Below are 25551 nucleotides of genomic sequence, written 5' to 3'. Positions count from 1 at the left end.
TATCGTTGCATGGACAACTCTAGCGGCGTCGGCGTTCTCGACAAGGCAGCTCTGGTTTTGAGTGCCCTGGAGTCCGGTCCGGCCACCCTCGCCGGGCTGGTCGCGGCGACAGGGCTTGCACGACCCACGGCCCACCGGCTGGCCGTGGCACTGGAGCACCACCGGATGGTGGCGAGGGACATGCAAGGCCGGTTCATCCTCGGCCCGCGGCTGTCCGAGCTGGCCGCGGCGGCCGGCGAGGACCGCCTGCTGGCCACGGCCGGCCCGGTGCTCACCCATCTACGCGATGTGACCGGCGAGAGCGCCCAGCTCTATCGCCGGCAGGGCGATATGCGGATCTGCGTGGCGGCGGCGGAGCGGCTGTCCGGATTGCGGGACACCGTCCCGGTCGGCTCCACGCTCCCCATGAAGGCCGGCTCGGCCGCCCAGATCCTGATGGCCTGGGAGGAGCCCGAGCGGCTGCACCGCGGTCTGCAGGGCGCGCGCTTCACCGCCACCGCCCTGTCCGGCGTACGGCGCCGGGGCTGGGCCCAGTCGATCGGCGAGCGCGAGCCCGGCGTGGCCTCGGTCTCCGCCCCCGTACGCGGCCCCTCCAACCGCGTGGTGGCCGCCGTCTCGGTCTCCGGCCCGATCGAGCGGCTGACCCGCCACCCCGGCCGGATGCACGCCCAGGCGGTCATCGACGCCGCGGCCCGCCTCTCCGAGGGCCTGCGCCGCACCGGCTGACGCGGCCGCGCGGCCCCGTCCCGCCTCCCCCGGGGGCCGGGCGGGGCGGGTCCGCACCCCGGCACTCAGACCGCCGTCCCGATCCAGGCCGGCCGGATGCCCGTGAGCGGCACCGCCCGGGATGTCCTCGCCGCCGTCGAGGACGGCTCCCGGGACCCGCTCTCCCGCCTCGGAACGGCGCGCGTGGCCGCCGTCGCCGCACTGCACCGCCCCGGCCACGTCGGCGACACCGTGCATCACCGTGCATCTGCCGCCCTGTGCACAGCGGGCGGCGCAGCTCGCCGTCGCCGCTCTCGACCTGGTGGAGGAGGCCGCGACCCCGGCGGAACAGGTGGAGGCGGCGGTGGCCCTGACGGTGCCTTACGAGCCGGTGCCTTACGAGCCGGTGCTGCCGAGCCTGCGCCGGCCCGAGGGCAGCGGCGGAGCCCAACAAGCGCTTCGGCAGCGGCGGTTGACACGAAGAAGCCCCCCGCATGATGCGGGGGGCTTCTCCTACTTGTACCCCCGACCGGATTCGAACCGGCGCTACCGCCTTGAGAGGGCGGCGTGCTAGGCCGCTACACAACGGGGGCAAGTTTTCCTGCAGTTGACGTGTCCGGAGGACACGTACCGCGCTGGGCTACCAGGACTCGAACCTAGACTAAATGAACCAGAATCACTCGTGCTGCCAATTACACCATAGCCCATGGTGGTTTAGACCAGTACCCCCGACCGGATTCGAACCGGCGCTACCGCCTTGAGAGGGCGGCGTGCTAGGCCGCTACACAACGGGGGCCCTAGCGATCCTCCACGCGACCGGAGTCGCGTGGGCTCTGCATCGTCGCATCCGGGAGCGACCCGAAGGAGACGGAGAGATAAGGATCTGTACCCCCGACCGGATTCGAACCGGCGCTACCGCCTTGAGAGGGCGGCGTGCTAGGCCGCTACACAACGGGGGCCTGGTACTGCGATCAAGAAACCTTCCACACGATCGCAGTGGACCGAAAGATCTCTTGCTGGGCTACCAGGACTCGAACCTAGACTAACGGAACCAGAAACCGTCGTGCTGCCAATTACACCATAGCCCACCAAAACTCAACCCCCGGTGGGGGGTTTGTTTGGTTTGCGCTTTCCGGCCGGGCCTTTCGGCCCTCTCGGGCGGCGCAGGAAGAACATTACCTGATCGTGGACGGCGCACCAAAACCGATAGTCCCGCGCAACAGCCCGGGGAGGTCCGCCGGGCTCGCGATCCGCAGCACCCCCGTCGGCAGCTCCTCTCCGGCCCGCTCCCCCGTGCCCGTGCGGTCGAGCCATACGGCGGTCAGCCCGGCGTCCCGGGCGCCGAGCGCGTCGATGTCGAGCTTGTCGCCGACGTGGACGACGTCGCCGGGCGTTAGGCCAAGCGCCTTACAGGCGCCGTGGAATGCCTCCGCGGCCGGCTTGGCACACCCCAGTTCATCGGCGCAGAACACCGCCTCGAAGGACCCGCGGATTCCGAGGGCGGCCAGTTTGCGCTCCTGGTTGGCGGTGGCGGCGTTGGACAGCACCGCCTGCCGGACCAGCGGCGCCAGTGCCTCCAGTGCGGGCGCGGAATCCGGGAAGAGCGCCCAGGCCGCCTCGTAATGGGCGATGTACCGGCCGAACCAGGCGTCCGCCTCGGCGTCGGGGAGCGCGGCGCCCAGAAAGGTCCTGGCCCGTGCCCTGCGGTGGTCGAGGAAGCCCACCTCGCCGGCGAGGAGGCGGGCGAACTCGGTCTCCATGACCGTCCGCCAGCGCTCCAGTGCCGCCTCCTCGCCGCCGTACGCGGCGAGGAGCCCCTCGTCCCGGAGGTGCCGCAGCACACCGGCACGGTCCGAGCCGGTGTAGTCGAAGAGGGTGTCGTCGAGGTCCCACAGGACGGCGCGGACGGGCATACCGGCAATGTAGCGGAGCGCTCCGGATACGCCACGGGCCCGGCAGCCGTGCGGCTGCCGGGCCCGTGGGTACAGCGGCGGGGTCAGCCGGCCAGCTTGGCCAGGGCCGCGTCGATGCGCTGGAGGGTGCGCTCCTTGCCGAGGATCTCCAGGGACTCGAAGAGCGGCAGGCCGACCGTGCGGCCGGTGACGGCCACCCGGACAGGGGCCTGTGCCTTGCCGAGCTTGAGGCCGTGCTCCTCGCCGGCGGCCAGGACGGCCTCCTTGAGGGGCTCGGGGCCGGACGCCCAGTCGGCGGCTTCGAGCGTGGCGCGGGCCGTGGTGAGCAGCGCGGCCGGGTCGCCCTTCATCGCCTTCGTCCATGACGCCTCGTCCTCGACCGGCTCCGTGCGGAAGAGGAAGTCGACATTGGCGGTGATGTCGGAGAGGACGGTGAGGCGGGTCTGGGCGTGCGGGGCGATGGCCTGCCAGGCGGCCTCATCGAAGTCCTCGGGGGCCCAGTTGGCGTGCGGGGCCTTCAGCCACGGCTCACAGGCCTTGATGAAGTCCTTCACGTCCAGCTGCCGGATGTGGTCGGCGTTGATCGCCTCGGCCTTCTTCAGGTCGAAGCGGGCCGGGTTGGCGTTGACGTCCGCGATGTCGAACTTCTCGATCAGCTCGGGGACGGAGAAGATGTCCTGGTCCGCCGAGAAGGACCAGCCGAGCAGCGCAAGGTAGTTGAGCAGGCCCTCGGGGAGGAAGCCGCGCTCGCGGTAGAGGTTGAGGTTCGCCTGCGGGTCCCGCTTGGAGAGCTTCTTGTTGCCCTCGCCCATGACGTAGGGCAGATGGCCGAAGGCCGGGATCCCCTTCGCGACGCCCAGCTCGATCAGCGCCTTGTACAGGGCGATCTGGCGGGGGGTGGAGGACAGCAGGTCCTCGCCGCGCAGGACGTGGGTGATCTCCATCAGGGCGTCGTCGACGGGGTTGACGAGCGTGTAGAGGGGCGCGCCGTTGGCCCGGACGATGCCGTAGTCGGGGACGTTCTCCGGGGTGAAGGTCAGCTCGCCGCGCACCAGGTCGGTGAAGGTGACCGGCTCGTCGGGCATCCGGAAGCGGACGATGGAGGTACGGCCCTCGGCCTCGTACGCGGCCTTCTGCCCGTCGGTGAGCGTGCGGCACGTGCCGTCGTAGCCGGAGGGCTTGCCCGCGGCGCGGGCCGCCTCGCGGCGGGCGTCCAGCTCTTCGGTGGTGCAGTAGCAGTGGTACGCGTGGCCGGCGGCGAGGAGCTTGTCGGCGACGTCCTTGTAGAGGTCCATCCGCTGCGACTGGCGGTACGGCGCGTGCGGGCCGCCGACCTCGGGGCCCTCGTCCCAGTCGAAGCCGAGCCAGTGGAAGGAGTCCAGCAGCTGCTGGTAAGACTCTTCGGAGTCGCGGGCCGCGTCGGTGTCCTCGATGCGGAAGACCAGGGTGCCCTTGTTGTGCCGCGCGTAGGCCCAGTTGAACAGGGCCGTACGGATCAGGCCGACATGGGGGTTACCGGTCGGGGAGGGACAGAAACGGACGCGGACGGGGGTCGCGTTAGCCACGCTTGATCACCTTGTTGGTGAGAGTGCCGATGCCTTCGATGGTGACGGCGACCTCGTCGCCGACGTTGAGGGGGCCCACCCCGGCGGGGGTGCCCGTGAGGATGACGTCGCCCGGGAGCAGGGTCATCGCCTCGGTGATGTGGACGATCAGGTCCTCGACCGGGCGGACCATGTCGCTGGTGCGGCCGAGCTGGCGTTGTTCGCCGTTGACCGTGCACTGGACCGTGAGGCCCGCGGCGATGTCCTCGGGGGTGAGTCCGGTCTCGACCCAGGGGCCGAGCGGGCAGGAGCTGTCGAAGCCCTTGGCCCTGGCCCACTGCGTCTCGCGCTGCTGCACATCGCGTGCGGTGACGTCGTTGGCGCAGGTGTAGCCGAGGATGACGTCCTTGGCGCGCTCGCGGGGCACCTCCCGGCACATCCTGCCGATGACGACGGCGAGCTCCGCCTCGTGGTGCACCTCCTGGGAGAAGGAGGGGTAGGCGATGGGGTCGCCGGGGCCGGTCACCGAGGTGGACGGCTTGAAGAAGGTGACCGGTACATCCGGGACGGTGTTGCCCAGCTCGGCGGCGTGCTCGGCGTAGTTGCGGCCGATCGCCACGACTTTGCTGGGCAGGACCGGCGGCAGCAGCCGGACCTTGTCGAGGGGGACCTTCTGGCCCGAGCGCTCGAATTCTGCGAAGGGATGCCCCTTGATGACGTCGAGTTCGTCGCCTTCGAGGACGCCGAAGCCGACGTTGCCGTCGATGGAGAATCTGGCGATGCGCACGGGTTGCCGCTGCCCCTCAATTGATCACTGGCCGGAGTTGACACTCCAGGCTATCGCGGGGCCGCTGCCGATCCGGCGACGTGCTACGCCGTGACGTCCTGCGCGGGGGCGTCCATCAGGACGGTGCGGCGGGGATTGGCGGTCCGGGCCGGGAGGTCGACGGTGTGCTCCGGTGCCTGAAGTGCCTCGGTGCCGAGCTGCTCGGCGTCGTCGAGGTGGGCCAGGGTGGTGCGCCGCGGGTTGGCTATGTTGCGGAACATCGTCGTCGTCATCACTGCTGCATGCCTCGCGTCATCAAAGGTCGGGAAAGGGCTTCTCGAAAGCTGCCTTGTCATATGGGGCAACTGTGTAAAGCGTCAGGCTATGCAGCCTATTCCCTGCGCCGTTCGGGGAAACTCAATGATCTTCCTGTGAGTTTGCTCACGAACTGTGCGACAAATGCCGCATTTCCCATGATCAACATCCCTGGGCGAATCGGACAATGGCGGATTGAAGTGCACGTTCCGCTCCCGATCACCGCACCTGGGACAGCCGGCGGAGTTGAACGACTCGCGGGCAAAAGTCCGTTATCGACAGCGGAACGTTCTACAAGTCGTGACGTGCTCCGTACATTGCGTCACTCACGTCACAGTGGCCGGCTCCGCTCTTGTTGGAGATCCTGCACTGTGCTGGAATTCCACGGACCGCCGCACGTTTCAGCCGGCGCGCAGGGCGCAACGTAGCGCCGCGCGGTGGTGCCGCTCTCTCGGCCAGAGAGGGCAGTCCGCCGGTCACTCACGACCGCCATGGGGGACTCAGCGGTCCCCTATACGACTCGACACCGTCCCGCCGAGGTGGGACGCCTGGTCCAGAGGTTGCGACGCTAGTGCAGGGACGTTTCAAGAGGGATGGCAGCGCTGCGGCGGACCCGGAGCTGCGCGGCGGGACAGACCGCGCCTCCTCGCCCCAGCGCGCCCAGGGCAACGGTTCCGCCGGGAGCACGCTGCCCGTCGACGGAGGCCGCCAGGCGCCGGGCAATGACGCCGCGGACAGCGGCAAGCCCAAGGCGTCGAAGGGCTCCACCGGCCCCGGTTCGCGAATAGCGCTGCGCAACTGGCGCATCAGCACCCGCCTGGTCTCCCTGCTCGCACTTCCCGTGGTCGCCGCGACCACGCTGGGCGGTATGCGCATCGGCACGTCGATGGAGAACATCGACCAGCTCGACAAGATGCAGCTGCTCACCGAGATGACCCGCCAGGCGACCGAGCTGGCCGACGCATTGCAGGTGGAGCGGGACAAGTCGGCCGGTCCGCTGGCCGGCAGCGGCAACACCAAGGACGACGCGAACGTCGTCGCGCCCCGGCAGGCGACCGACCGCGCCAAGCTGTCGTTCAACCAGGCCACCGGCGACATCCAGGGCCAGGACGCCACCATGGCCGGCGTCCGGGCGACCGTCCTGGAGATCGGCCGCCAGCTCAACACCCTCAACGAGATCCGCTCCTCCGCCTACAAGGACGGCAACAACGCCGCGCGGACCGTCACCAGCTACAACCAGCTGATCAACTCGCTGCTGTCGCTGTCCCAGGACATGGCGCAGGCGACCAGCAACCCGGAGATGATCCGCAGTACCCGTGCGCTGGCGGCGTTCTCGTCGGCCAAGGAGTACGCGTCGATCCAGCGCGCCCTGGTCAGTGCCGGCCTCGCCCACAAGGGCCACCCGCAGCTGTCCTCCAACGACCGGCTGGCCGGCCGTAACGCCGAGGACAGCGAGAAGGCTGCCCGCGACCGCTTCTCGCAGATCTACACCAACAACGCCGGCGCGCTCACCCGCGGCCTTGACGGCAACAACGACGAGATCAAGACCGCGGTCGCCTTTGCGCACCGCGCCTTCGCCAGCGACGCCGGCATCCGCAGCCAGGACTACCGGTACCTCGACTGGTACGACTCCGACACCGTCAAGATCGACGAAATGTCGCGGATCGAGACCTCGCTGCTCTCCGAGATGGAGCAGAAGTCCCGCGAGCTGCGCAACCAGGCCACCCAGTCCGCGATCGTCAGCGGTGCGCTGATCCTGCTCGTCCTCGGTGTCTCGCTGGTCGGCGCGTTCGTCGTGGCCCGGTCCATGGTCCGCTCGCTGCGCCGGCTGCAGGACACCGCGCAGAAGGTCGCCCAGGACCGGCTGCCCGAGCTGGTCAAGCAGCTGTCCGAGTCCGACCCGCAGGACGTGGACACCTCCGTCCAGTCGGTCGGTGTGCACAGCCGGGACGAGATCGGCCGGGTGGCCGCGGCCTTCGACGACGTGCACCGCGAGGCGGTCCGCCTCGCCTCCGAGCAGGCGCTGCTGCGGGGCAACGTCAACGCGATGTTCACCAACCTCTCGCGCCGTTCCCAGGGTCTGATCCAGCGTCAGCTCTCGCTGATCTCCGAACTGGAGTCCCGCGAGGCCGACCCCGACCAGCTGTCCTCCCTCTTCAAGCTCGACCACCTCGCCACCCGTATGCGCCGTAACGGTGAGAACCTCCTGGTCCTGGCCGGTGAGGAGCCGGGGCGCCGGTGGACGCGGCCGGTGCCGCTGGTCGACGTGCTGCGTGCCGCCGCGTCCGAGGTGGAGCAGTACGAGCGGATCGAGCTCAACGCCGTTCCGCAGACCGAGGTCGCGGGCCGGGTCGTCAACGACCTCGTGCACCTGCTCGCCGAGCTGCTGGAGAACGCCACCTCGTTCTCCTCCCCGCAGACCAAGGTCAAGGTCACCGGTCATGCGCTGCCCGACGGCCGCGTCCTGGTCGAGATCCACGACACCGGTATCGGTCTGTCGCCCGAGGACCTCTCGGCGATCAACGAGCGGCTCGCCAGCCCGCCGACCGTGGACGTCTCGGTCTCCCGGCGGATGGGTCTGTTCGTGGTCGGCCGGCTGTCGCTGCGGCACGGCATCCGCATCCAGCTGCGGCCCTCCGACTCCGGCGGCACCACCGCACTGGTCATGCTGCCGGTCGATGTCGCCCAGGGCGGCAAGAAGCCGGCGCCGAGCAACGCCAAGAGCGGCACCGGTGACCTCGGCGGCACGCCCTCCAGCCGGCTCGCGGGGCTCCAGCCGCGCGGCCAGGTCGGTTCGGGCCCCTCGGCCGGCGGGCGCCCCGCGCTGCCCGGCCGCGGCGGGCCCGGCGGCGGCGCCCCGAACGCCTTCGGTGCCCCGGCACCGTCCGGCCGTACGGCGCCTGGCGGCGCAGGCTCCCCCGCCGCGCCGGCGCAGGGCGGCGAAGCCCGCCCGGCCACCGGCCGCCCCGCCGGCTCTCGGCCCTCGCTGCCCACCCGCGGCGCGGACAAAGGCCCGGCGCCCACCGTGGCACCGCCCACCGGCGCACCGCGCCGCGAGGAGCGTCCGCAGCTGCCGGCGCGGGGCGCCGCGGCCGAGCTGCCGGGCGGTCCGTCCGCCGGCGGCCAGGGCGGCCAGGGTGCTCAGCAGCCGGGCGGTACGAGCTGGGGCGCGCGCCGTGAGCGCGGCGGCTCCGACGACTGGCCGCTGACGCCCCGTGAGGCGCAGGACCGGCCGCGGGGCCACGTGGAGCCGGAGACCACCGGCAGCTTCGAGCGGCCCGCGCCGAGCGGCGGCCCCGGTGACACCGCGGCCTTCGCCCGTCCCGACTTCAACGGTCCGCCGCCCGCCGCGGACGGCTCCCAGGGCGGGCGCGGCCCGCAGGGCGCGCGTCCGGCCGGCCGGGGCACGGGCAACGGGCCCGGTGACACAGGGCAGTTCGCCCTGCCCCAGAGCGCAACGGACCGGTACGACACCGGGCAGTACGAGCAGCCGAACAGCACCACCGGGCAGTACCGGCGGCCCGACAGCGACACCGGCCAGTACGCCCGGCCCGACAGCGACACCGGGCAGTACGAGCGGCCGAACGCCGACACCGGCCGGTACCCGCGGCCGGACGCCGACCGCGCCGCGTACGCCGACGAGTCGCAGGGCACCGGCCAATTCCCGGTGCCGCAGCCGCAGGACGGCGGTGCGCCGTCCGCCGACGTCCTCGGCAGCGCGGACGCCGGTCCCGGTGACGGCCGTACGCCGATCTTCGACACCATCGAGTCCAACTGGTTCAACCACCCCGCGGCCGCCGCGGCCGGTGTGCCGCCCCAGGGTGCCGCCGAGCCCGAAGCGCCCCGGCTGCCGCGCCGCGGGTCCGCCCAGGGCGGCGACGCACACGGCGGCGCCCGCAATGACGCACCGGTCAACGGTGCACGCAGCGCGGCGCCCGCCGAGAGCACGCAGTGGCGCAGCTCGCCGAACGACGAGACATGGCGGCAGGCGGAACAGATCCGCCAGCCCGCCGCGGGCGGGATCACCACCTCCGGGCTGCCCCGCCGGGTCCCGCGCGCGAACCTCGTCGCGGGCACCGCGCAACAGCAGTCCACCCAGAACGGTCCGCAGGTCTCCCGTGCGCCCAGCGAGGTGCGGGGGCGGCTGACCAATCTCCGTCGGGGTATCCAGCAAGGCCGGCAGGCCGGGACGTCGTCCACCGGCACCCACGGCATTGTCGATCCCACACACCAGCAGGAGCGTTAGTTGAGTCCGATGAGCCAGGCGGCGCAGAATCTGAACTGGTTGATCACCAACTTCGTGGACAACACCCCCGGGGTGTCGCACACGGTGGTGGTCTCCGCGGACGGGCTGCTCCTCGCGATGTCCGAGGGCTTTCCCCGCGACCGTGCCGACCAGTTGGCGGCGGTGGCCTCCGGCCTGACCTCGCTGACCTCCGGCGCGTCCCGCATCTTCGAGGGCGGGACGGTCAACCAAACCGTGGTGGAGATGGAGCGAGGCTTCCTCTTCATCATGTCCGTCTCGGACGGATCGTCGCTGGCCGTGCTCGCGCACCCCGAGTGCGACATCGGCCTGGTCGGCTATGAAATGGCGCTCCTGGTCGACCGCGCGGGCACCGTCCTGACGCCCGACCTGCGCGCCGAACTGCAGGGCAGCCTGCTGCACTGAGGCGGCGTCCGCAGCGCCGCACCGTTCAGCACCCCACCACCCATGTGCCGCACCCCCCACCGGCCCAACCCGACGACAGTCAGTTGTCCCGCCCGGAGGACCCATGACCCCGCCACCCGCCACTTCCGGCCCGTACGGCGCCTACAGCCAAGCGCCGTACGGGAGCGAAGGTGACCAGCCGCTGGTGCGCCCGTACGCCATGACCGGAGGCCGGACCAGGCCGCGCTACCAGCTCGCCATCGAGGCGCTGGTCAGCACGACCGCCGACCCCTCTCAGCTGCCCGGACTGCTGCCCGAGCACCAGCGGATCTGCCACCTGTGCCGTGAGGTGAAGTCGGTTGCCGAGGTCTCCGCGCTGCTGCACATCCCGCTGGGTGTGGCGCGGATCCTGGTCGCGGACCTGGCGGAGGCCGGGATGGTGGCCATCCACCAGCCCGGTGGCAGCGGTGAGGCCGGCGGCACGCCGGATGTGACCTTGCTCGAGAGGGTGCTCAGTGGACTTCGCAAGCTCTGACAGCGGCTCCGGCGAGAGCAGAGCCCGCGCCACGACTTCCGCGAAAATCGTGGTGGCGGGCGGCTTCGGCGTGGGCAAGACCACGTTCGTCGGGGCCGTCTCGGAGATCGACCCGCTGCGCACGGAAGCCGTGATGACTTCCGCGTCGGCGGGCGTCGACGACCTCAGCCACGTCCAGGACAAGACCACGACGACCGTGGCGATGGACTTCGGCCGGATCACGCTGGACCAGGACCTGATCCTGTACCTGTTCGGTACGCCGGGTCAGGACCGCTTCTGGTTCATGTGGGACGACCTGGTCCGTGGCGCCATCGGCGCGGTGGTGCTGGTCGACACCCGCCGTCTCGCCGACTGCTTCCCCGCGGTCGACTACTTCGAGAACAGCGGACTGCCGTTCGTCATCGCCCTCAACGGCTTCGAGGGCTACCAGCCGTACACGCCCGACGAGGTGCGTGAGGCGCTGCAGATCGGCCCGGGGGCCCCGATCATCACGACCGACGCCCGGCACCGCAGCGAGGCCAAGAGCGCGCTCATCACGCTCGTGGAGCACGCGCTGATGGCGCGGCTGAAGTAGCTCCGCCGACGGCCCGCTCCGCAGCGGGAGCGGGCCGTACGGCAGTGGTCACCGGCCGGGATGCGCCACCTTGCCCCGGCCGGGTTCCCGGCATCCATGCGTGGATCTGTGTCCTTCGACACGCCCGCAATTTTGCTTCATAACGTTTCAACACTGAATCAGCGTGATTTCGGCACCCCGCGCGCATGCCTGGCTTCGCTGCGCTCACAGATCTCTTGTATTTTGACGCGGCTCGCCCTTAACGCCCCTTTTATCTGAGGCCCTTTCGCCCCCGCTCCGACTTTGTCCAGTGTTTGGAACGCACCGCCCTGACGTGCTGAAATTCGCTGAACTCCGGAGTAGGACGCATCAGAAGAAACGGCACAGCAATTCAGTGCCGGCGCCGAGAGGTTGTTGGTCGAGTGAGGCGAAGCAAGGCGAGCCCCGAGCCGCAGGAATCGCGGCGGGGCAACTTCACCCCGCCATCCAAAGGTGGCCTGCCGGCTTCCGAAGCGCCCGAAAATACGGTCGCGAAGCCTCCGGTGAGTGGCGGTAAGTACTCCCCGCGCAACTGGCGCGTGGCGACCCGCCTGAACGCCATTTTGCTGATCCCCGTACTGCTCGCCCTGGCCTTCGGCGGCCTGCGGGTGGGCAGCTTGTTCGGCACCTGGCAGGACGCCGAGGATGCGGAGAACACCGCGAAGCTCGTCCGCGCCGCGCTTTCCTACAGCAACGCCCTGATCGACGAGCGGGACCGCACCGCGGCGCCGCTGCTGCAGGGCAAGAAGGACGACCCGGCCGTCCGGCAGGCGCGGGACGCCACCGACGCCGCCGCCGGCACGTTCCACGAGGCCGCCAAGGCCATACCGGACAAGCCGGGCCTCAAGCGCCGTCTCGCCGAGTTCGCGACAGTCGAGCCCAAGCTCCAGAAGCTGCGCCAGGCCGCCTACACCTCCCGGCTGCCCGGTGTGCAGACCGAAGACGGTTATGTCGAGGTCCAGCACCCGCTCAACGAGTTCGCCAACGAACTCGGCCTGGGCACCGGCAACATCACCTCCTACGGCCGAACGGTCTACGCCATCTCGCTGGCCAAGGCCGCCGAGTCGCTCCAGCGCTCCATCGGCACCCACCTCCTGGTCGACCCGGCGACCCCGTCGGGCGGCAAGGAGCACAAGCAGCAGCTGACCGCCTTCGCCTCGTACCACTACCTGGAGGGCATCTCCATCGGCGAGTTCACCTCCGCCGGCATGCCCGAGGACGTCGAGCGGCTGAACAAGTACGCCGGGGCGCTCAAGCGGGCCGGGCAGCAGAAGATCGCACAGGCAAAGGCGCAGGCCCAGGCCGCCGGCCGGCCGTTCCGCACTCCGCCATCGATCGACCAGATGTCCACGCTGATCGCCACCGGCGCGGCGCCGGAGACGCTGAGCGCCCGCGGCATCACCACCGACAGCTACTTCGCGGCTGCGACCGGCAAGTTCGACATGTACCGGTCCCTCGAGAAGGACCTGGCGGACAAGGCCGTGAACGAGGCGGCCCGGATCTCCGACGACGCCAAGCAGTCCACCTTCACCGAATCCGGGATCGTGCTGGCCGCGCTGATCATCGCGTTCGTCGTGGCCGGCCGGATGGCCCGCCGGATGAGCCGCAACATGCGCCAGCTGCGGACCGCCGCCTTCGGCATCGCCGAGCAGCGGCTGCCGATGCTGGTCGACCAGCTCTCGCGGACCGACCCGGGCCGGGTCGACACCCGCGTCCAGCCCATCCCGATCTCCACCACCGACGAGATCGGTGAGGTTGCCCGCGCCTTCGACCAGGTGCACCGCGAGGCCGTCCGGCTCGCCGCCGAACAGGCCCTGCTGCGGGGCAACGTCAACGCGATCTTCACCAACCTTTCCAGCCGTAACCAGGGCCTGATCGAGCGCCAGCTGGAGCTGATCACCGACCTGGAGAACAACGAGGCGGACCCGGACCAGCTGGAGAGCCTCTTCCGGCTCGACCACCTCGCCACCCGTATGCGGCGCAACGGCGAGAACCTCCTCATCCTCGCGGGCGAGGAGCCCGGCCGGCGCTGGAACCAGCCGGTGCCGCTGATCGACGTCCTGCGGGCGGCGATCTCCGAGGTCGAGTCGTACGAGCGAATAGAGCTCACCGGCGTCCCCGAGAGCGAGATCCACGGCACCGCCGTGACCGACCTCGTGCACCTGCTGTCCGAGCTGCTGGAGAACGCCACCACGTTCTCCTCCCCGCAGACCAAGGTGCGGGTGGCCGCGACCCGGCTGCCCGACGGCCGGGTGATGATCGAGATCCACGACAAGGGCATCGGGCTCACCCCCGAGGACTTCGCGGACATCAACCACAAGCTGGCGAACCCGCCGAGCGTGGATGCCGCGATCTCCCAGCGCATGGGCCTGTTCGTGGTCGGCCGGCTGGCCGACCGGCACGGGATCCGGGTGCAGCTGCGCCCCTCCGGCGAGCAGGCGGGCACCACGTCCCTGGTCATGCTGCCCGAGGCGATCACCCACGGTGGTGGCGGCGAGGAGCAGTACGACGACGACTTCACGGTCTCCCGGATCGTTCCGGAGCACCAGCAGCCGTCGTACGAGGACCATCAGCGCACCGCCGCCGAGCTGGGCTTCGACGACAGCCGCTACGGCCGCACGGACACCGGTGACCTGGACATGATGGGCCGCTCGCTGCTCCGTGAGGAGCGCCGGGCCGCCCTGGAAGCCCAGACGGCCGGTGAGCAGGCAGCCGAGTACCAGGGTGGCGAGCGTCCGCTCTTCCGCGACGAGGTGCCGCCCGCCGGTGACCCCCAGAAGTCCAACGGCGCCTATCAGGAGTCCGGCGGCGCCTACCAGGACTACCCCTCCCAGGCATATGCGGAAGCGGATCAGCCGCTCTACGACGACCGGCCGCACGGTCACCGGGCATTCGGCGAGCAGAGCTATTCGGACACCACCGGCCAGCAGCCTTTCGTTTCCCACGAAGCGGCACAGTCGGACGAATGGGCCGAACACCCCGCATTCGAGGGCTACTTCGGTACCGAAGCGGAATCCGGCCGGAATACCACTGCCGCTCCCGCTGACGCCGCCGAGCGCGTACCATTCGAGCGTCCGGGCCCCATACCGAGCGACGCCCCCTCGCGGACGGACGCCGGCCTTCCGCGCCGCGGAGGCCGCGACCAGCAGGCACCGCAGGTGCAGCAGCCGGGGAGCACGCCGGAGACCGGCCAGGACGGCTCCGACTGGCGCAGCTCCAACGACGAGCGCTGGGAGCGGGCGGAGCGGCTGCGCGAGCCGAAGGCGGGCGGAGTCACCTCCTCCGGCCTCCCCCGGCGGGTGCCCAAGGCCAACCTGGTCGAAGGTGCCGCGGAGCAGACGGCGCAGGGCGGCCCCCAGGTCTCCCGTGCCCCGGAGGACGTCCGCGGCAGGCTGAGTAACCTGCGCCGCGGTGTCCAGCAGGGACGCAACGTCGGCACGGACCCCTCCGGGGTCCCCCAGAATGACCAACAGGGCTTCGGCCCCGGCAGCACCTACGATCAGGAGCGTTAGTGTGAGCCCGATGAGCCAGGCGGCGCAGAATCTGAACTGGTTGATCACCAACTTCGTGGACAACACCCCCGGGGTGTCCCACACGGTCGTGGTCTCCGCGGACGGGCTGCTCCTTGCCATGTCCGAGGGTTTCCCTCGTGACAGAGCCGATCAGTTGGCGGCGGTGGCCTCCGGCCTGACCTCGCTGACCTCCGGCGCGTCCCGCATCTTCGAGGGCGGTAGCGTCAACCAGACCGTGGTGGAGATGGAGCGCGGCTTCCTCTTCATCATGTCCGTCTCGGACGGATCGTCGCTGGCCGTGCTCGCGCACCCCGAGTGCGACATCGGTCTGGTCGGCTACGAGATGGCCCTGCTGGTCGACCGCGCGGGCACGGTGCTCACACCGGATCTGCGCGCCGAACTGCAGGGCAGCCTTCTCAACTAACAGACAGGCAGTGCGTTTCCCGCCACCGCGCCTTATGGTTCGGTGGCGTGACCGGCGTCAGACAGGCAAGTTGGAGGAGGAGACGTGGCAACGCCCCCGAGCGGATACCCCTATGGTTCCGGGCAGGAGTCCGGGCCTGTGGGCGAGACCCATCACAACCGCTTCAACTTCCCGTCTGCGCCCAGTCAGCGGCCACCGCGGCAGCAGCCGCAGCGGCCTCCGCAGCAGCAGCCCCGGCCGTACGACTCCCAGCCGTACGAGCCGTCGGTGTACGACCAGCCGCAGGCACCGCGCATCCAGCCGGTACAGCCCCAGCGGCGTGCGCCCGCGCCCGCACCCAGTGCGAACAACTCGCTCGTGCGCCCGTACGCCATGACCGGAGGCCGGACCAGGCCGCGCTACCAGCTCGCCATCGAGGCGCTGGTCAGCACGACCGCCGACCCCGCGAAGCTGCAGGGCCAGCTGCCGGAGCACCAGCGCATCTGCCACCTCTGCCGCGAGATCAAGTCAGTTGCCGAGATCTCCGCGCTACTCTCCATCCCCCTCGGCGTCGCCCGGATCCTCGTCGCCGACCTGGCGGAGGCCGGACTCGTCGCCATCCATCAGCCCGGCGGGGACGAGACCGCCGGCGGACAGCCAGATGTGACACTGCTCGAAAGGGTGCTCAGTGGACTTCGCAAGCTCTAGCGGTGCAGCCCGCTCCACCACCTCCGCGAAAATCGTGGTGGCGGGCGGCTTCGGCGTGGGCAAGACCACGTTCGTCGGGGCCGTTTCAGAGATCAATCCGCTGCGTACCGAAGCCGTGATGACTTCCGCCTCGGCGGGGATCGACGACCTCACGCACGCGCCGGACAAGACGACCACGACCGTGGCGATGGACTTCGGCCGGATCACGCTGGACCAGGACCTGATCCTGTACCTGTTCGGTACGCCGGGTCAGGACCGCTTCTGGTTCATGTGGGACGACCTGGTCCGTGGCGCCATCGGCGCGGTGGTGCTGGTCGACACCCGCCGTCTCGCCGACTGCTTCCCCGCGGTCGACTACTTCGAGAACAGCGGACTGCCGTTCGTCATCGCCCTCAACGGCTTCGACGGACACCAGCCCTACACGCCCGACGAGGTGCGTGAGGCGCTGCAGATCGGCCCGGACGCGCCGATCATCGTGACCGACGCCCGGCACCGCAGCGAGGCCAAGAGCGCGCTCATCACGCTCGTGGAGCACGCGCTGATGGCGCGGCTGCGCTGACGGGGCCTACGGCCCCGGACACGCCGTATCGCGAAAGGCCCCCGCGCACCTGCCTGCCAGGTAGCGGGGGCCTTCGCCGTTCGCGGCGGCCGTCTCAGCCGTCGATGAAGTGATCGAACTCCCCCGCCTTGACGCCCAGGATGAACGCCTTCAAATTGGCGGGAGTGGTGGTCAGGATGAAATCCGGGTCGTCGCTCTCCCGCAGCTTGATCGTCTGGCCGTCGGGGGCAGCGACGTAGAGGCAGTTTGATCCCTGTGCACTGTACGAAGACTTCTGCCAGTCGTACGTAGTCATGTGCCTTCCCTCTCAGGCGTTCTGTGCGACCCGGCGGATCAGGTCACGCGACTCACCCGGTTTCAGTGCGCGGGACTCCATCCGGTCCAGAACTGTCCGGTACTTCTCCAACTGAGCCTCGGCGTCCAGGAAATCACACCCGTACTCCGTGTCGAGTTCCACGGTGTCGAGCTGGGGAACGGGGCCAGAGGCGTAGACGATGGGATGGCCTGAAACCGGAAACGACACCTCCCTGGGGACTGGCGTACGAGAACGGGCGGGCGCAGGTGGTCGGCGACGGCGGCAGGACGCAGTTCAGTCTCAGCTCGCCCGAGAGCGCGGTGCGCTGGTTCGGGAGGCCGAAGGGCACGCAGGCGTGGCTCATCTGGCCGGGGGGCGCCTGAAGGGCCCGCACGCGAGTGCGCGTGCGGGCCCGGTGTCCGTTCGTCCGGCCCGCCGTCACGTTCCGGCGGGGCACTCCTTCCATGCGAAGTGGTACATGGTGTTGATGCTGCCGTCGGTGGAGTCCATGGCCATGTAGCTGGTGGCCTTGGGGTCCGCCGACTTGGCGTCCACCCTCATCTCGGTGTTGATGTTGAAGTACCGCTCCTCGCCGCAGGGTGCGTACACCAGCGCGTCGACGTCGGTCTCGTCCGAGGTCTGCCAGTTGGAGTCGTAGGGCCCGGTGAAGGTGTGGCTCTTACGGGCCGTCTGCTGCTGGCCCTGGAAGTAGTAGCCCGCCTGTTCCAGCCCCCTGGCGCCCGGAGCCAGCGAAGCATAGCCGCGGTAGTCGGCTCGGGCGACCGCGTAGGTGAAGCCCTGCGGGACATGCACGTTCAGCGCGATCTGGCAGTTCTTGCGGGAGTCGGTCGGCGTGCTGCCGGCACCCGCCTGGGCGAGATATTCGCTGTACGTGACGGTGAAGGCGGTGTTGTCGGGGGCGATGGCGACGGCGGCGCTGCCGGGTCTGCAGCCCGAACCGTTGACCGTGGCGACGGTAATGGTGATCTTGCCGGTCGGCGGGTCGTCGCCGAACCGTGTGGCGGTGGTGGGGGATGCCGATCCGGCGAGGAGCAACGATGCCACGGCGGCACCAGCACTGAGCGTGCTGAGCATGGACGTTCCTTCCGGTCGTCCTGGCGCCCGCACTACGGGAACACCAGGAGTGGGTTGACGAGCGCATGCCAGCACGGTCATGGCGGCTTGAACAGCTCTGCTCCCCAGAATTGGGGCGAACCTACGCCTTGATCCGGACGCCACATGCCAAACCGGAACACCGAGTCCGAAAAGTGATGAGGCCTCATATCGCAGTCATTGGTGGGTTGTTGAGCGGTATATCCCTCATGCGATTGCTGGGAGTGGGGTGCGTGGGGTGTGGCTCAGGCCGGACACGTGGTCGGCTCGCGGCGGGGACGGGTGCACGTTGCCTGTGGCTGGGGCCGGTGCGCCCAGTCGCTGTGGGTGGTGGGTCGGAGGGGACGCCCGGTACCCCTCCCCCAGCCTTCGGCCGGGAGGTGCCCCCACGGCGCGGGCGGCCCTGGTACGTGCAGAAGGCACCCCGGCGTTCGCTCCGGTCCTGCGGGCGGGGCACCGGACATCCCCTCCGACCGCCGCACGTCGGCGACCGTCCCGCCCTACCGATGACCGTTACGGCCACCACTGCGCGCGCCCCTTGGCAGGGCATTGGCCGCGCGTGCAGCCCAGTCGTCATCAACCCCGGCACCAGCCCCCACCGGCCGGACACGGCACACAAGCCACCACACGGCGAGGGGCCCGCAGTGCGGGCCCCTCGCCGTTCGGTAAGGCGTTCAGCGCTGCCAGCTGGTCGCTCCGTGGAAGCCGTTCTGACGCTCCAGGCGGCGCCAGCGGGCGGCCGTGGCGTGCGGGCGGGCCGGGGCGGCCGTCGGCCGGTGGGCGGCGCGGGCCAGGAGGACGGCGGTCAGGGCGGCGAGCTCTTCCTCGCTGGCCTGGCCCTTCTCCACGCGGATCGGGTCGTTGCGGTGGGCAGGATTCACGATGTCTTCTCCGTCGTCGCGGTGGGCGTAGTGCCTGGTGCGGGGTGCGGGGTGCGGCTACTGGGGCGGGTTGCCGTGCTTACGGGCCGGCAGGTCCGCGTGCTTGGTGCGCAGCATCTCCAGGGCACGGATGAGCGTGTGACGGGTTTCGGCGGGGTCGATGACGTCGTCGACCAGGCCGCGCTCGGCCGCGTAATAGGGGTGCATCAGCTCGGACTTGTACTCCTTGACCATGCGCACCCGCATGGCCTCGGAGTCGTCCGCCTCGGCGATCTGCTTGCGGAAGATGACGTTGGCGGCGCCCTCGGCACCCATCACCGCGATCTCGTTGGTGGGCCAGGCATAGGTGAGGTCGGCACCGATGGACTGCGAGTCCATGACGATGTAGGCGCCGCCGTAGGCCTTGCGCAGCACGAGCGAGATCCGCGGGACGGTGGCGTTGCAGTAGGCGTAGAGCAGCTTGGCGCCGTGCCGGATGATGCCGCCGTGCTCCTGGTCGACGCCGGGCAGGAAGCCGGGGACGTCGAGGAGCGTGATGAGCGGGATGTTGAAGGCATCGCACATCTGGACGAACCGGGCGGACTTTTCGGACGCCTCGATGTCCAGCACGCCGGCCAGCGACTGCGGCTGGTTGGCGATGATGCCCACGACCCGCCCGTCGAGCCGGGACAGCGCACAGATGATGTTGGTCGCCCAGCGCTCGTGGACCTCCAGGAACTCGCCGTCGTCGACGATCTCCTCGATGACCTTGCGCATGTCGTACGGGCGGTTGCCGTCGGCCGGCACCAGGTCCAGCAGTGCGTCACCGGAGCGGTCGGCGGGGTCCTCGCAGGGCACCACCGGGGGGTTCTCCCGGTTGTTGGCCGGCAGGAGGGAGAGGAGGTAGCGGACCTCTTCCAGGCAGGTGACCTCGTCGTCGTAGGCGAAGTGGGCCACACCCGACGTCTCGGCGTGCACATCCGCGCCGCCCAGGCCGTTCTGGGTGATCTCCTCGCCGGTCACCGCACGCACCACGTCGGGGCCGGTGATGAACATCTGCGAGGTCTCGCGGACCATGAAGACGAAGTCGGTCAGCGCCGGGCTGTAGGCCGCGCCGCCGGCACAGGGGCCGAGCATGACCGAAATCTGCGGGATGACGCCCGAGGCCTTGGTGTTGCGCTGGAAGATGCCGCCGTAGCCGGCCAGCGCGGAGACGCCCTCCTGGATACGGGCGCCGGCGCCGTCGTTCAGCGAGACCAGCGGCGCACCGGCCTGGATGGCCATGTCCATGATCTTGTGGATCTTGGTGGCGTGGGCCTCGCCCAGCGCGCCGCCGAAGATCCGGAAGTCGTGCGCGTAGGTGAACACGGTCCGGCCGTGCACGGTGCCCCAGCCGGTGATCACACCGTCGGTGTAGGGCTTCTTCGCCTCCAGGCCGAAGCCCGTCGCCCGGTGCCGCCGCAGCGGCTCGACCTCGTTGAACGAACCCTCGTCCAGCAGCAGCTCGATCCGCTCGCGAGCCGTCAGCTTGCCCTTGGCACGCTGCGCTTCGGTGGCACGCTCGCTGGGGCCTCGCCGGACCTGCTCACGGATGGCGTGCAGCTCGGCGACGCGCCCGCGGGCGTCGTTGGCGCCGGCGGGCACATCTTCGACAGTGGTCATGTACCGACGGTACGTGGGCGAGGCGCCCCACACCGATGTCGGTTTCGTACAACGTCGCATGCGATTTGGTGGGCAGGCAGTACAGAACCGTGCTGTACGGGCCCCGCGTCCCGGCGTCCGTTCGGGTGGCGGCGGCGCCCCGCTTCTGTATGAGGCCGACAAACGGCGGCGGAGTGATGTTGTCGTGACCGGATGACCCGTCAGGGCCGGAACCAGTCAGCCCAGCCGCACCGTGCAGCGGTGGGTGGCACAGCCGGTGCCGGGCGTCAGCCGCAGCCGCAGGGCGCGCCCGGTGGCCAGCACCTCGATCGCCGGGTCGTGGGCGAGCACCGCACGCACCGGCCGTGACCAGGTGATCTCCAGCGGATCGCCGGTACGTTCCGGGGCGGCGAGACACAGCCGCGCGGTACGGGTACGGCCGGCCGGCCACCGTCCGTGCCGCTCGCGGACCAGCACGCTCGCCGGACCGCTGCTGGTGAGCGGGCCCGCACTGCCCGCCCGCCAGAAATTGGCGGCCGTTACGCCGAGCGGGTCGACGGCGATCGCCTGCCGGCCGGCGTCGTTGGCGAGCAGGGTCAGCCAGCGGTGGTCGGCGGCGCGGGCGGCGAGGGCGCGGGCGGTGGCGCCCGGCATGAGGAGGTAGGCGTAGCCCGCGTCGGCCGGGTCGGTGCCGTGGTCGTGCCAGAGGGTGAGATAGCGGCGGGTGAAGGGCTCGGTGGAGGAGGTCGTGTTGATGTCGTGCCAGGAGCCGGTGCGGGCCTCGCGCAGCGCCTTGAGGGGTGCGCCGCCGGGGAAGACATAGCCGCCGTGTCCGGCGAGGTGGGCCCAGTGGGCGCGGCGGAAGGAGCGGGTCGTGCCGAGCGTGCCGGGCTGCGGTACCCCGTCGACGGTGAGCTGCGCGGTGCCGGTCTCGCCCAGGCAGCGGTTGTCGACGACGGTCTCGGCGGGCACCCCGTCGCGCGCGGTGATGCCGGCACCCAGGCAGACGACGCAGTCCGCGAGCGCGAACCACGATTTCCTGGCGGTCAGGGTCGAGGCCAGACCGCGCAGGTCCTGGCCGATCGCGGCGAATTCGCCGTCGGTGGTGCCGCCGACCCAGCGCGCGGCGGGCTTGGGCTCGCCCCAGCCGCCGCCTTCGTTGTCGGCCAGCCGCTTGGTGGACACGGTGGTGCCGGGAAGCCGGTAGGGGTCGACGGTGGGCCAGAAGGCGTCGGTGTACTGGTCGCCGCCGAAGTCGGCGCCCCACCAGTAGAGCATCCCGGCGCCGGTGTGCCAGCCGTGCGGGTTCTCGCCGTTGCCGTTCTCGTAGTACGCGATCCGGTCGGAGGCCATGGCCAGGCCGGCGGCCCAGCCGGGGCGGCGGTGCACGGCGCGGTCCATGGCCGGGAACAGCCGGTGGCCGACGGGTTCGGGAGCGGCGGGCGCGGAGCTGTCGGCGATCTTCCGCAGGCGGCTGAGGTCGGCGACCGGGTACTGCCGGTCGGTGAGGACCGGCAGCGTACGGTCGCGGGCGATCCAGCCCTTGACCATGGCGTGCCAGCGCTCCCGCTCGGCGCCGCTCGCGGTCTGGGCGAGCAGCGCGATGGCGGCGATCAGCGCATGGCCGTGGTAGTGGTCGCTGCGCAGGACGTGCCGCTCGTCGCTGCGGAGGTAGCCGCGGCTGACGGCCCGCCCGTTGACGCTGTCCATCATCAGCCCGTTGTGGAGCAGCGGGGCGTAGGCGTGCTCGACGCTGTCGAGGACGATCTGCCGTGCCGGGTCGGTGACCTGCCAGGACGATCCGGCGAGCAGGGTGAACAGCCGGCCCAGGCCGTCCAGCAGGACATAGCCGTAGGTGCCGGAGTAGGCGACGCAGGTGTGCTGGACGAAAGAGCCGTCGGCGTAGAGGCCGTCGCCCTTGGTGACGTAGGGGAAGACCGGCGAGAGGGCGTCGCGGGCCAGCGCGATCTTCGCGGGGGCGCGGCCGAGGACGCCGCGCAGCGCGACCACCCGGCACAGGTCGACGCGGTTGGCGCCGGTGCTGGTCCCGGTGTAGTCGCCGAGCATGCTGTCGGGGACGAAGTGGTCGACGGCGGCCAGGCAGCGGTCGCGCAGACCGGCGGGGAGGCCGCCGTCGGGCAGGCGGTCGTCGAGGACGGCGAGGGTGTCGAGGAGGAGTCTGGGGCTGCCGATCTGCCACTCCCACCAGTTGCCGGAGGGGGCACCTCCCAGCGATAGCTGGGGGAGGGCGGTGGCGGAGTGGTAGACGGTGGCGTCGAGGTGGCCGAGCCCCGTGACGAGGGCCTCGGCGAGGCCGGGGTCGCCGGTGTGGCCGGTGCCGGGCTGGGCGTAGGCCTGGGCCATGGTGGCGAGCCGGCCGTAGCTCCGGGTGATGCCGGACGGCGGGTCGTAGCGGCAGTCCGGCCAGAGGGATCCCGCGGCCGGCCGCATGCTCGCCCGGAAGGTGCACGCGAGGTCGCCGGTCTCCTTGAGGGCAGCGGCGTAGGGCGGTGCGGCGGGGTCGAAGCCGCTGCCGAGGGTGAGCTCGCACCAGCGGCCGCGGAGGGTGGTGAACTCGTCCCCGGGAGCGGCGGCCGGCCCGGGAGCGACGGCCGGCCCGGGAGCGGCACCGGCGGGGCGGGCGGTGAGGCCGAGCGCGCTCGCGGCGGCGGTGGCGGTAGCGGTGGCGAGAATTCCTCGGCGTGACCAGACGGACGTGGCGGGTACAGGCGGCACGGTCGGTCCTCTCCATGGCGTCAACAGGGGTGTGGCGCTGCGCACTTGGGAGTTCCCGATGGTCTAGCACGAGCCGTCGCGGGGCGGCAATGACCGCGCCGGAACACCGCTCGCCACCCGTCCGGCGGAGCCCGGCCGACGAAGAGGTTGAATATTGAACCAGATCCCGCTACGGTGAATCTCGTTGAAGCTTAAACAAATCTGCGCACCCACCCGGTGCGCCGTCTTCGAGGAGGAGCCATGGCTCTGTTCCACCGCAAGCGCACCGCCGACACCGGCGACACCACCGCCCCCGCGACCGCCAGTGCTGCCGTCCTCGACGCGGACCCCGCGCTCGCGGCGCTGACCGGCGACTACACCATCGACCCGGCACACAGCAGCATCGGCTTCACCGTCCGGCACGCCATGGTCACCAACGTCCGCGGTGCGTTCGGCGAGTACGAGGGCGCGCTCCACCTCGACGGCGCCGACCCGTCCCGCTCCAGCGCCTCCCTCGACATCAAGATCGCCAGCATCGACACCGGCATCGCGGACCGCGACGGCCATCTGCGCAGCGCCGACTTCTTCGACGCCGAGACGTTCCCGCTGATGACCTTCCGCAGCACCGCCGCCGCGCGCGTGTCCGGCGACCGCTACCGCATCACCGGCGAACTGACCCTCCGCGACGTCACCAAGCCGCTCACCATCGACCTGGAGTTCCACGGTTCGGCCACCGATGTCTACGGCGCCGAGCGGGTCGGCTTCGAGGGCAGCGCCGAGATCCTGCGCTCCGACTGGGGCCTGACCTGGAACGCCGCGCTGGAGACCGGCGGAGTGATGGTCAGCGACAAGATCAAGCTCACCTTCGACATCTCCGCCGTCAAGGCGGCCCCGCAGGCCTGACCGTATCGGCCCGCCACCTGACCGCGGCCCCGTACGGCCCCTCCCCCGAGGGCCGTACGGGGCCGCGGTCACACCCCCGACGGGGCGTTCACTCCTGCGGTTCGACGCCGGCCCGCAGCAGCCCGTACGCATAGGCGTCGTCCAGCGCCTGCCAGGACGCGGCGATGACGTTCTCCGCGACGCCGACCGTGGACCACTCGCCCCGGCCGTCGCTGGTGGAGACCAGGACCCGGGTGATCGAGCCGGTGCCCAGGGCGCCCTCCAGGATGCGGACCTTGTAGTCCACCAGCTCCATGTGGGCCAGCTGCGGATAGATCCGTTCCAGGCCGACCCGCAGCGCCCGGTCCAGCGCATTGACCGGGCCGTTGCCCTCGGCGGTGGCGACGATCCGCTCGCCCTTGGCCCACAGCTTCACGGTCGCCTCGTTGGCGTGCGTACCGTCCGGGCGGTCCTCGACGATCGCCCGCCAGGACTCGACCGTGAAGTAGCTGCGCGGCCGGCCCCCCTCCGACCGCTGCAGCTCCGCCCGCAGCAGCAGCTCGAACGAGGCGTCCGCGGCCTCGTAGGTGTAGCCCGCCAGCTCGCGTTCCTTGACCCGCTCGACGACCCGGCCGACCAGCTCGCGGTGGTCGCCGAGGTCGATGCCCAGCTCCTTGCCCTTGAGCTCGATGGAGGCCCGCCCGGCCATGTCGGAGACCAGCATCCGCATGGTGTTGCCGACCAGCGCCGGGTCGATGTGCTGGTAGAGGTCCGGGTCGACCTTGATCGCGGAAGCGTGCAGTCCGGCCTTGTGGGCGAAGGCGGAGACACCGACGTAGGGCTGGTGGGTGGAGGGGATGAGGTTGACGACCTCGGCGATGGCGTGCGAGATCCGGGTGGTCTCGGCGAGCTTGCCCTCGGGCAGCACCGGGCGCCCGTACTTGAGCTCCAGTGCGGCGGCGACCGGGAAGAGGTTGGAATTGCCGACCCGTTCGCCGTAGCCGTTGGCGGTGCACTGGACGTGCGTGGCGCCCGCGTCCACCGCGGCCAGGGTGTTGGCGACGGCGCAGCCCGTGTCGTCCTGGGCGTGGATGCCCAGTCGTGCGCCGGTGTCCGCGAGGACGGTCCGGACGACGGCGGTGACCTGCGCCGGAAGCATGCCTCCGTTGGTGTCGCAGAGCACCACGACATCGGCGCCGGCCTCGCTCGCGGTGCGCACGACCTGCTTGGCGTAGACCGGGTCCAGCGCATAGCCGTCGAAGAAGTGCTCACAGTCGAGGAAGACCCGGCGGCCCTGGGCGCACAGGTGGGCGACGGTGTCCCGCACCATCGCGAGGTTCTCCTGTGGGGTGGTCCGCAGCGCCAGCTCCACATGCCCGACATGGGACTTGGCGACCAGCGTGATCACCGGGGCCTGGGACGCCAGGAGCGCGGCGACCTGCGGATCGTCCTCGACCCGGACCCCGGCCTTGCGGGTGGCGCCGAACGCGACCAGCTGTGCGTGCCGGAAGTCGATCTCCTCGCGGGCCCGTTGGAAGAACTCGGTGTCCCGCGGGTTGGCGCCGGGCCAGCCGCCCTCGATGAAGCCCACGCCGAAGTCGTCGAGGTGCCGGGCGATGGTCAGCTTGTCGGCGACGGTGAGGTTGATGCCCTCGCGCTGCGCACCGTCGCGGAGCGTGGTGTCGAAGACATGGAAGTCGTCGGACACCGCGCCGTCGGGGCGGGGGGCGGGAGACGAATTCGGGGAGGGGCGCCGCGCAGCGGCTCCGGCCGGGGTGGTGGCCGGAGACGGGTGGGGTGTGGGTGCGTCCGTCATGCTGGTCTGGCTCCTGTCGGGATCTCGGT

The 25551-nt window shown here is 70.6% G+C and carries 21 protein-coding genes and 5 tRNA genes; 10 read left to right on the top strand and 16 right to left on the bottom strand.

The annotated features are described in order from the left end of the window. Nucleotides 1-9: 9 nt before the first annotated feature. Nucleotides 10-726 carry an IclR family transcriptional regulator NdgR gene (ndgR, locus tag ACWGJY_RS04745; protein ID WP_026169203.1) on the top strand — a complete coding sequence of 239 codons (717 nt, stop codon included), beginning with the start codon at nt 10-12 and terminating at the stop codon, nt 724-726. A 499-nt stretch (nt 727-1225) separates the two neighbouring features. Here the strand turns inward: ndgR and ACWGJY_RS04740 are convergent. From ACWGJY_RS04740 to ACWGJY_RS04700, 9 genes are all read right to left on the bottom strand, one after another. Next, a tRNA-Glu gene (locus tag ACWGJY_RS04740) sits at nt 1226-1298 on the bottom strand. Between the two features lie 42 nt (nt 1299-1340). Beyond that, a tRNA-Gln gene (locus ACWGJY_RS04735) sits at nt 1341-1412 on the bottom strand. A 16-nt stretch (nt 1413-1428) separates the two neighbouring features. Then, nucleotides 1429-1501: transfer RNA gene (locus ACWGJY_RS04730), tRNA-Glu, on the bottom strand. A 90-nt stretch (nt 1502-1591) separates the two neighbouring features. Then, a tRNA-Glu gene (locus ACWGJY_RS04725) sits at nt 1592-1664 on the bottom strand. 57 nt (nt 1665-1721) lie between these two features. After that, nucleotides 1722-1793: transfer RNA gene (locus ACWGJY_RS04720), tRNA-Gln, on the bottom strand. Nucleotides 1794-1880: 87 nt separating this feature from the next. Next, nucleotides 1881-2618 (bottom strand): HAD family hydrolase, encoded by a 738-nt coding sequence (locus tag ACWGJY_RS04715; RefSeq protein WP_453259344.1) that lies wholly within the window; start codon nt 2616-2618, stop codon nt 1881-1883. A gap of 83 nt (nt 2619-2701) precedes the next feature. Further along, nucleotides 2702-4183 (bottom strand): glutamate--tRNA ligase, encoded by a 1482-nt coding sequence (gltX, locus tag ACWGJY_RS04710; RefSeq protein WP_453259343.1) that lies wholly within the window; start codon nt 4181-4183, stop codon nt 2702-2704. Beyond that, on the bottom strand, nt 4176-4949 hold the full coding sequence (locus ACWGJY_RS04705; RefSeq protein WP_453259342.1) for a fumarylacetoacetate hydrolase family protein: 774 nt from the start codon (nt 4947-4949) through the stop codon (nt 4176-4178). The genes gltX and ACWGJY_RS04705 overlap by 8 nt, the downstream gene beginning before the upstream one ends. Nucleotides 4950-5032: 83 nt before the next feature. Further along, nucleotides 5033-5221: a hypothetical protein gene (locus ACWGJY_RS04700; RefSeq protein WP_453259341.1), complete on the bottom strand. Its 189-nt coding sequence runs from the start codon at nt 5219-5221 to the stop codon at nt 5033-5035. A gap of 593 nt (nt 5222-5814) precedes the next feature. Between ACWGJY_RS04700 and ACWGJY_RS04695 the strand changes: the two genes are divergently transcribed. The 8 genes from ACWGJY_RS04695 (at nt 5815) to ACWGJY_RS04660 (ending at nt 16200) form a co-directional block, all read left to right on the top strand. Further along, nucleotides 5815-9489, top strand: coding sequence for a nitrate- and nitrite sensing domain-containing protein (locus tag ACWGJY_RS04695; protein ID WP_453259340.1), 3675 nt, complete (start codon nt 5815-5817; stop codon nt 9487-9489). A 9-nt stretch (nt 9490-9498) separates the two neighbouring features. Next, complete coding sequence (locus ACWGJY_RS04690; RefSeq protein ID WP_018087200.1) at nt 9499-9912, top strand: roadblock/LC7 domain-containing protein; 414 nt, start codon at nt 9499-9501, stop codon at nt 9910-9912. Nucleotides 9913-10015: 103 nt separating this feature from the next. After that, nucleotides 10016-10426, top strand: a complete 411-nt coding sequence (locus ACWGJY_RS04685) for a DUF742 domain-containing protein (protein ID WP_030087818.1) — start codon at nt 10016-10018, stop codon at nt 10424-10426. Continuing rightward, nucleotides 10407-11000 carry a GTP-binding protein gene (locus ACWGJY_RS04680; protein WP_453259339.1) on the top strand — a complete coding sequence of 198 codons (594 nt, stop codon included), beginning with the start codon at nt 10407-10409 and terminating at the stop codon, nt 10998-11000. The genes ACWGJY_RS04685 and ACWGJY_RS04680 overlap by 20 nt, the downstream gene beginning before the upstream one ends. A gap of 401 nt (nt 11001-11401) precedes the next feature. Continuing rightward, nucleotides 11402-14530, top strand: coding sequence for a nitrate- and nitrite sensing domain-containing protein (locus ACWGJY_RS04675; RefSeq protein ID WP_453259338.1), 3129 nt, complete (start codon nt 11402-11404; stop codon nt 14528-14530). 10 nt (nt 14531-14540) lie between these two features. Then, nucleotides 14541-14954 carry a roadblock/LC7 domain-containing protein gene (locus tag ACWGJY_RS04670; protein WP_018087204.1) on the top strand — a complete coding sequence of 138 codons (414 nt, stop codon included), beginning with the start codon at nt 14541-14543 and terminating at the stop codon, nt 14952-14954. Nucleotides 14955-15038: 84 nt separating this feature from the next. Beyond that, nucleotides 15039-15641: a DUF742 domain-containing protein gene (locus ACWGJY_RS04665; protein ID WP_453259337.1), complete on the top strand. Its 603-nt coding sequence runs from the start codon at nt 15039-15041 to the stop codon at nt 15639-15641. After that, nucleotides 15622-16200, top strand: a complete 579-nt coding sequence (locus ACWGJY_RS04660) for a GTP-binding protein (RefSeq protein WP_159469791.1) — start codon at nt 15622-15624, stop codon at nt 16198-16200. Before ACWGJY_RS04665 ends, ACWGJY_RS04660 begins: the two co-directional genes overlap by 20 nt. A 94-nt stretch (nt 16201-16294) precedes the next feature. Here ACWGJY_RS04660 and ACWGJY_RS04655 read toward each other — a convergent pair whose 3' ends face one another. From ACWGJY_RS04655 to ACWGJY_RS04630, 6 genes are all read right to left on the bottom strand, one after another. Continuing rightward, the gene (locus tag ACWGJY_RS04655; protein ID WP_453259336.1) at nt 16295-16495 is read right to left on the bottom strand and encodes a DUF397 domain-containing protein; all 201 of its coding nucleotides are present in this window, start codon (nt 16493-16495) and stop codon (nt 16295-16297) included. A gap of 12 nt (nt 16496-16507) precedes the next feature. Beyond that, nucleotides 16508-16723, bottom strand: coding sequence for a Scr1 family TA system antitoxin-like transcriptional regulator (locus ACWGJY_RS04650; protein WP_453259335.1), 216 nt, complete (start codon nt 16721-16723; stop codon nt 16508-16510). Between the two features lie 210 nt (nt 16724-16933). Next, nucleotides 16934-17590, bottom strand: a complete 657-nt coding sequence (locus ACWGJY_RS04645) for a DUF4360 domain-containing protein (RefSeq protein ID WP_453259334.1) — start codon at nt 17588-17590, stop codon at nt 16934-16936. Nucleotides 17591-18282: 692 nt separating this feature from the next. Continuing rightward, a complete protein-coding gene (locus tag ACWGJY_RS04640) occupies nt 18283-18489 on the bottom strand; it encodes an acyl-CoA carboxylase epsilon subunit (protein ID WP_453259333.1) in 207 nt (68 codons plus the stop codon). Between the two features lie 57 nt (nt 18490-18546). After that, the gene (locus ACWGJY_RS04635) at nt 18547-20130 is read right to left on the bottom strand and encodes an acyl-CoA carboxylase subunit beta (RefSeq protein ID WP_453259332.1); all 1584 of its coding nucleotides are present in this window, start codon (nt 20128-20130) and stop codon (nt 18547-18549) included. 216 nt (nt 20131-20346) lie between these two features. Continuing rightward, a complete protein-coding gene (locus ACWGJY_RS04630; protein WP_453259331.1) occupies nt 20347-22845 on the bottom strand; it encodes a polysaccharide lyase 8 family protein in 2499 nt (832 codons plus the stop codon). Between the two features lie 240 nt (nt 22846-23085). Here ACWGJY_RS04630 and ACWGJY_RS04625 point away from each other — a divergent pair, with 240 nt between their 5' ends. Beyond that, nucleotides 23086-23727: a YceI family protein gene (locus ACWGJY_RS04625; protein ID WP_453259330.1), complete on the top strand. Its 642-nt coding sequence runs from the start codon at nt 23086-23088 to the stop codon at nt 23725-23727. Between the two features lie 88 nt (nt 23728-23815). On the opposite strand, the gene cimA is transcribed toward ACWGJY_RS04625, so the two are convergent. Continuing rightward, nucleotides 23816-25522, bottom strand: a complete 1707-nt coding sequence (gene cimA / locus ACWGJY_RS04620) for a citramalate synthase (protein WP_453259329.1) — start codon at nt 25520-25522, stop codon at nt 23816-23818. Nucleotides 25523-25551 lie beyond the last annotated feature (29 nt).

The organism is Streptomyces sp. NPDC054765, assembly GCF_053612065.1.
This window is presented reverse-complemented; position numbering and strand designations above follow the sequence as displayed.

Excerpts from the sequence above, each read along its gene's own strand:
- ACWGJY_RS04670 (WP_018087204.1), top strand. The coding sequence starts at position 14,541 with ATGAGCCAGGCGGCGCAGAATCTGAACTGGTTGATCACCAACTTCGTG.
- ACWGJY_RS04645 (WP_453259334.1), bottom strand. The coding sequence starts at position 17,590 with ATGCTCAGCACGCTCAGTGCTGGTGCCGCCGTGGCATCGTTGCTCCTC.
- ACWGJY_RS04715 (WP_453259344.1), bottom strand. The coding sequence starts at position 2,618 with ATGCCCGTCCGCGCCGTCCTGTGGGACCTCGACGACACCCTCTTCGAC.
- cimA (WP_453259329.1), bottom strand. The coding sequence starts at position 25,522 with ATGACGGACGCACCCACACCCCACCCGTCTCCGGCCACCACCCCGGCC.
- ACWGJY_RS04685 (WP_030087818.1), top strand. The coding sequence starts at position 10,016 with ATGACCCCGCCACCCGCCACTTCCGGCCCGTACGGCGCCTACAGCCAA.
- ACWGJY_RS04690 (WP_018087200.1), top strand. The coding sequence starts at position 9,499 with ATGAGCCAGGCGGCGCAGAATCTGAACTGGTTGATCACCAACTTCGTG.
- ACWGJY_RS04625 (WP_453259330.1), top strand. The coding sequence starts at position 23,086 with ATGGCTCTGTTCCACCGCAAGCGCACCGCCGACACCGGCGACACCACC.
- ndgR (WP_026169203.1), top strand. The coding sequence starts at position 10 with ATGGACAACTCTAGCGGCGTCGGCGTTCTCGACAAGGCAGCTCTGGTT.
- ACWGJY_RS04635 (WP_453259332.1), bottom strand. The coding sequence starts at position 20,130 with ATGACCACTGTCGAAGATGTGCCCGCCGGCGCCAACGACGCCCGCGGG.
- ACWGJY_RS04700 (WP_453259341.1), bottom strand. The coding sequence starts at position 5,221 with ATGACGACGACGATGTTCCGCAACATAGCCAACCCGCGGCGCACCACC.
- ACWGJY_RS04655 (WP_453259336.1), bottom strand. The coding sequence starts at position 16,495 with ATGACTACGTACGACTGGCAGAAGTCTTCGTACAGTGCACAGGGATCA.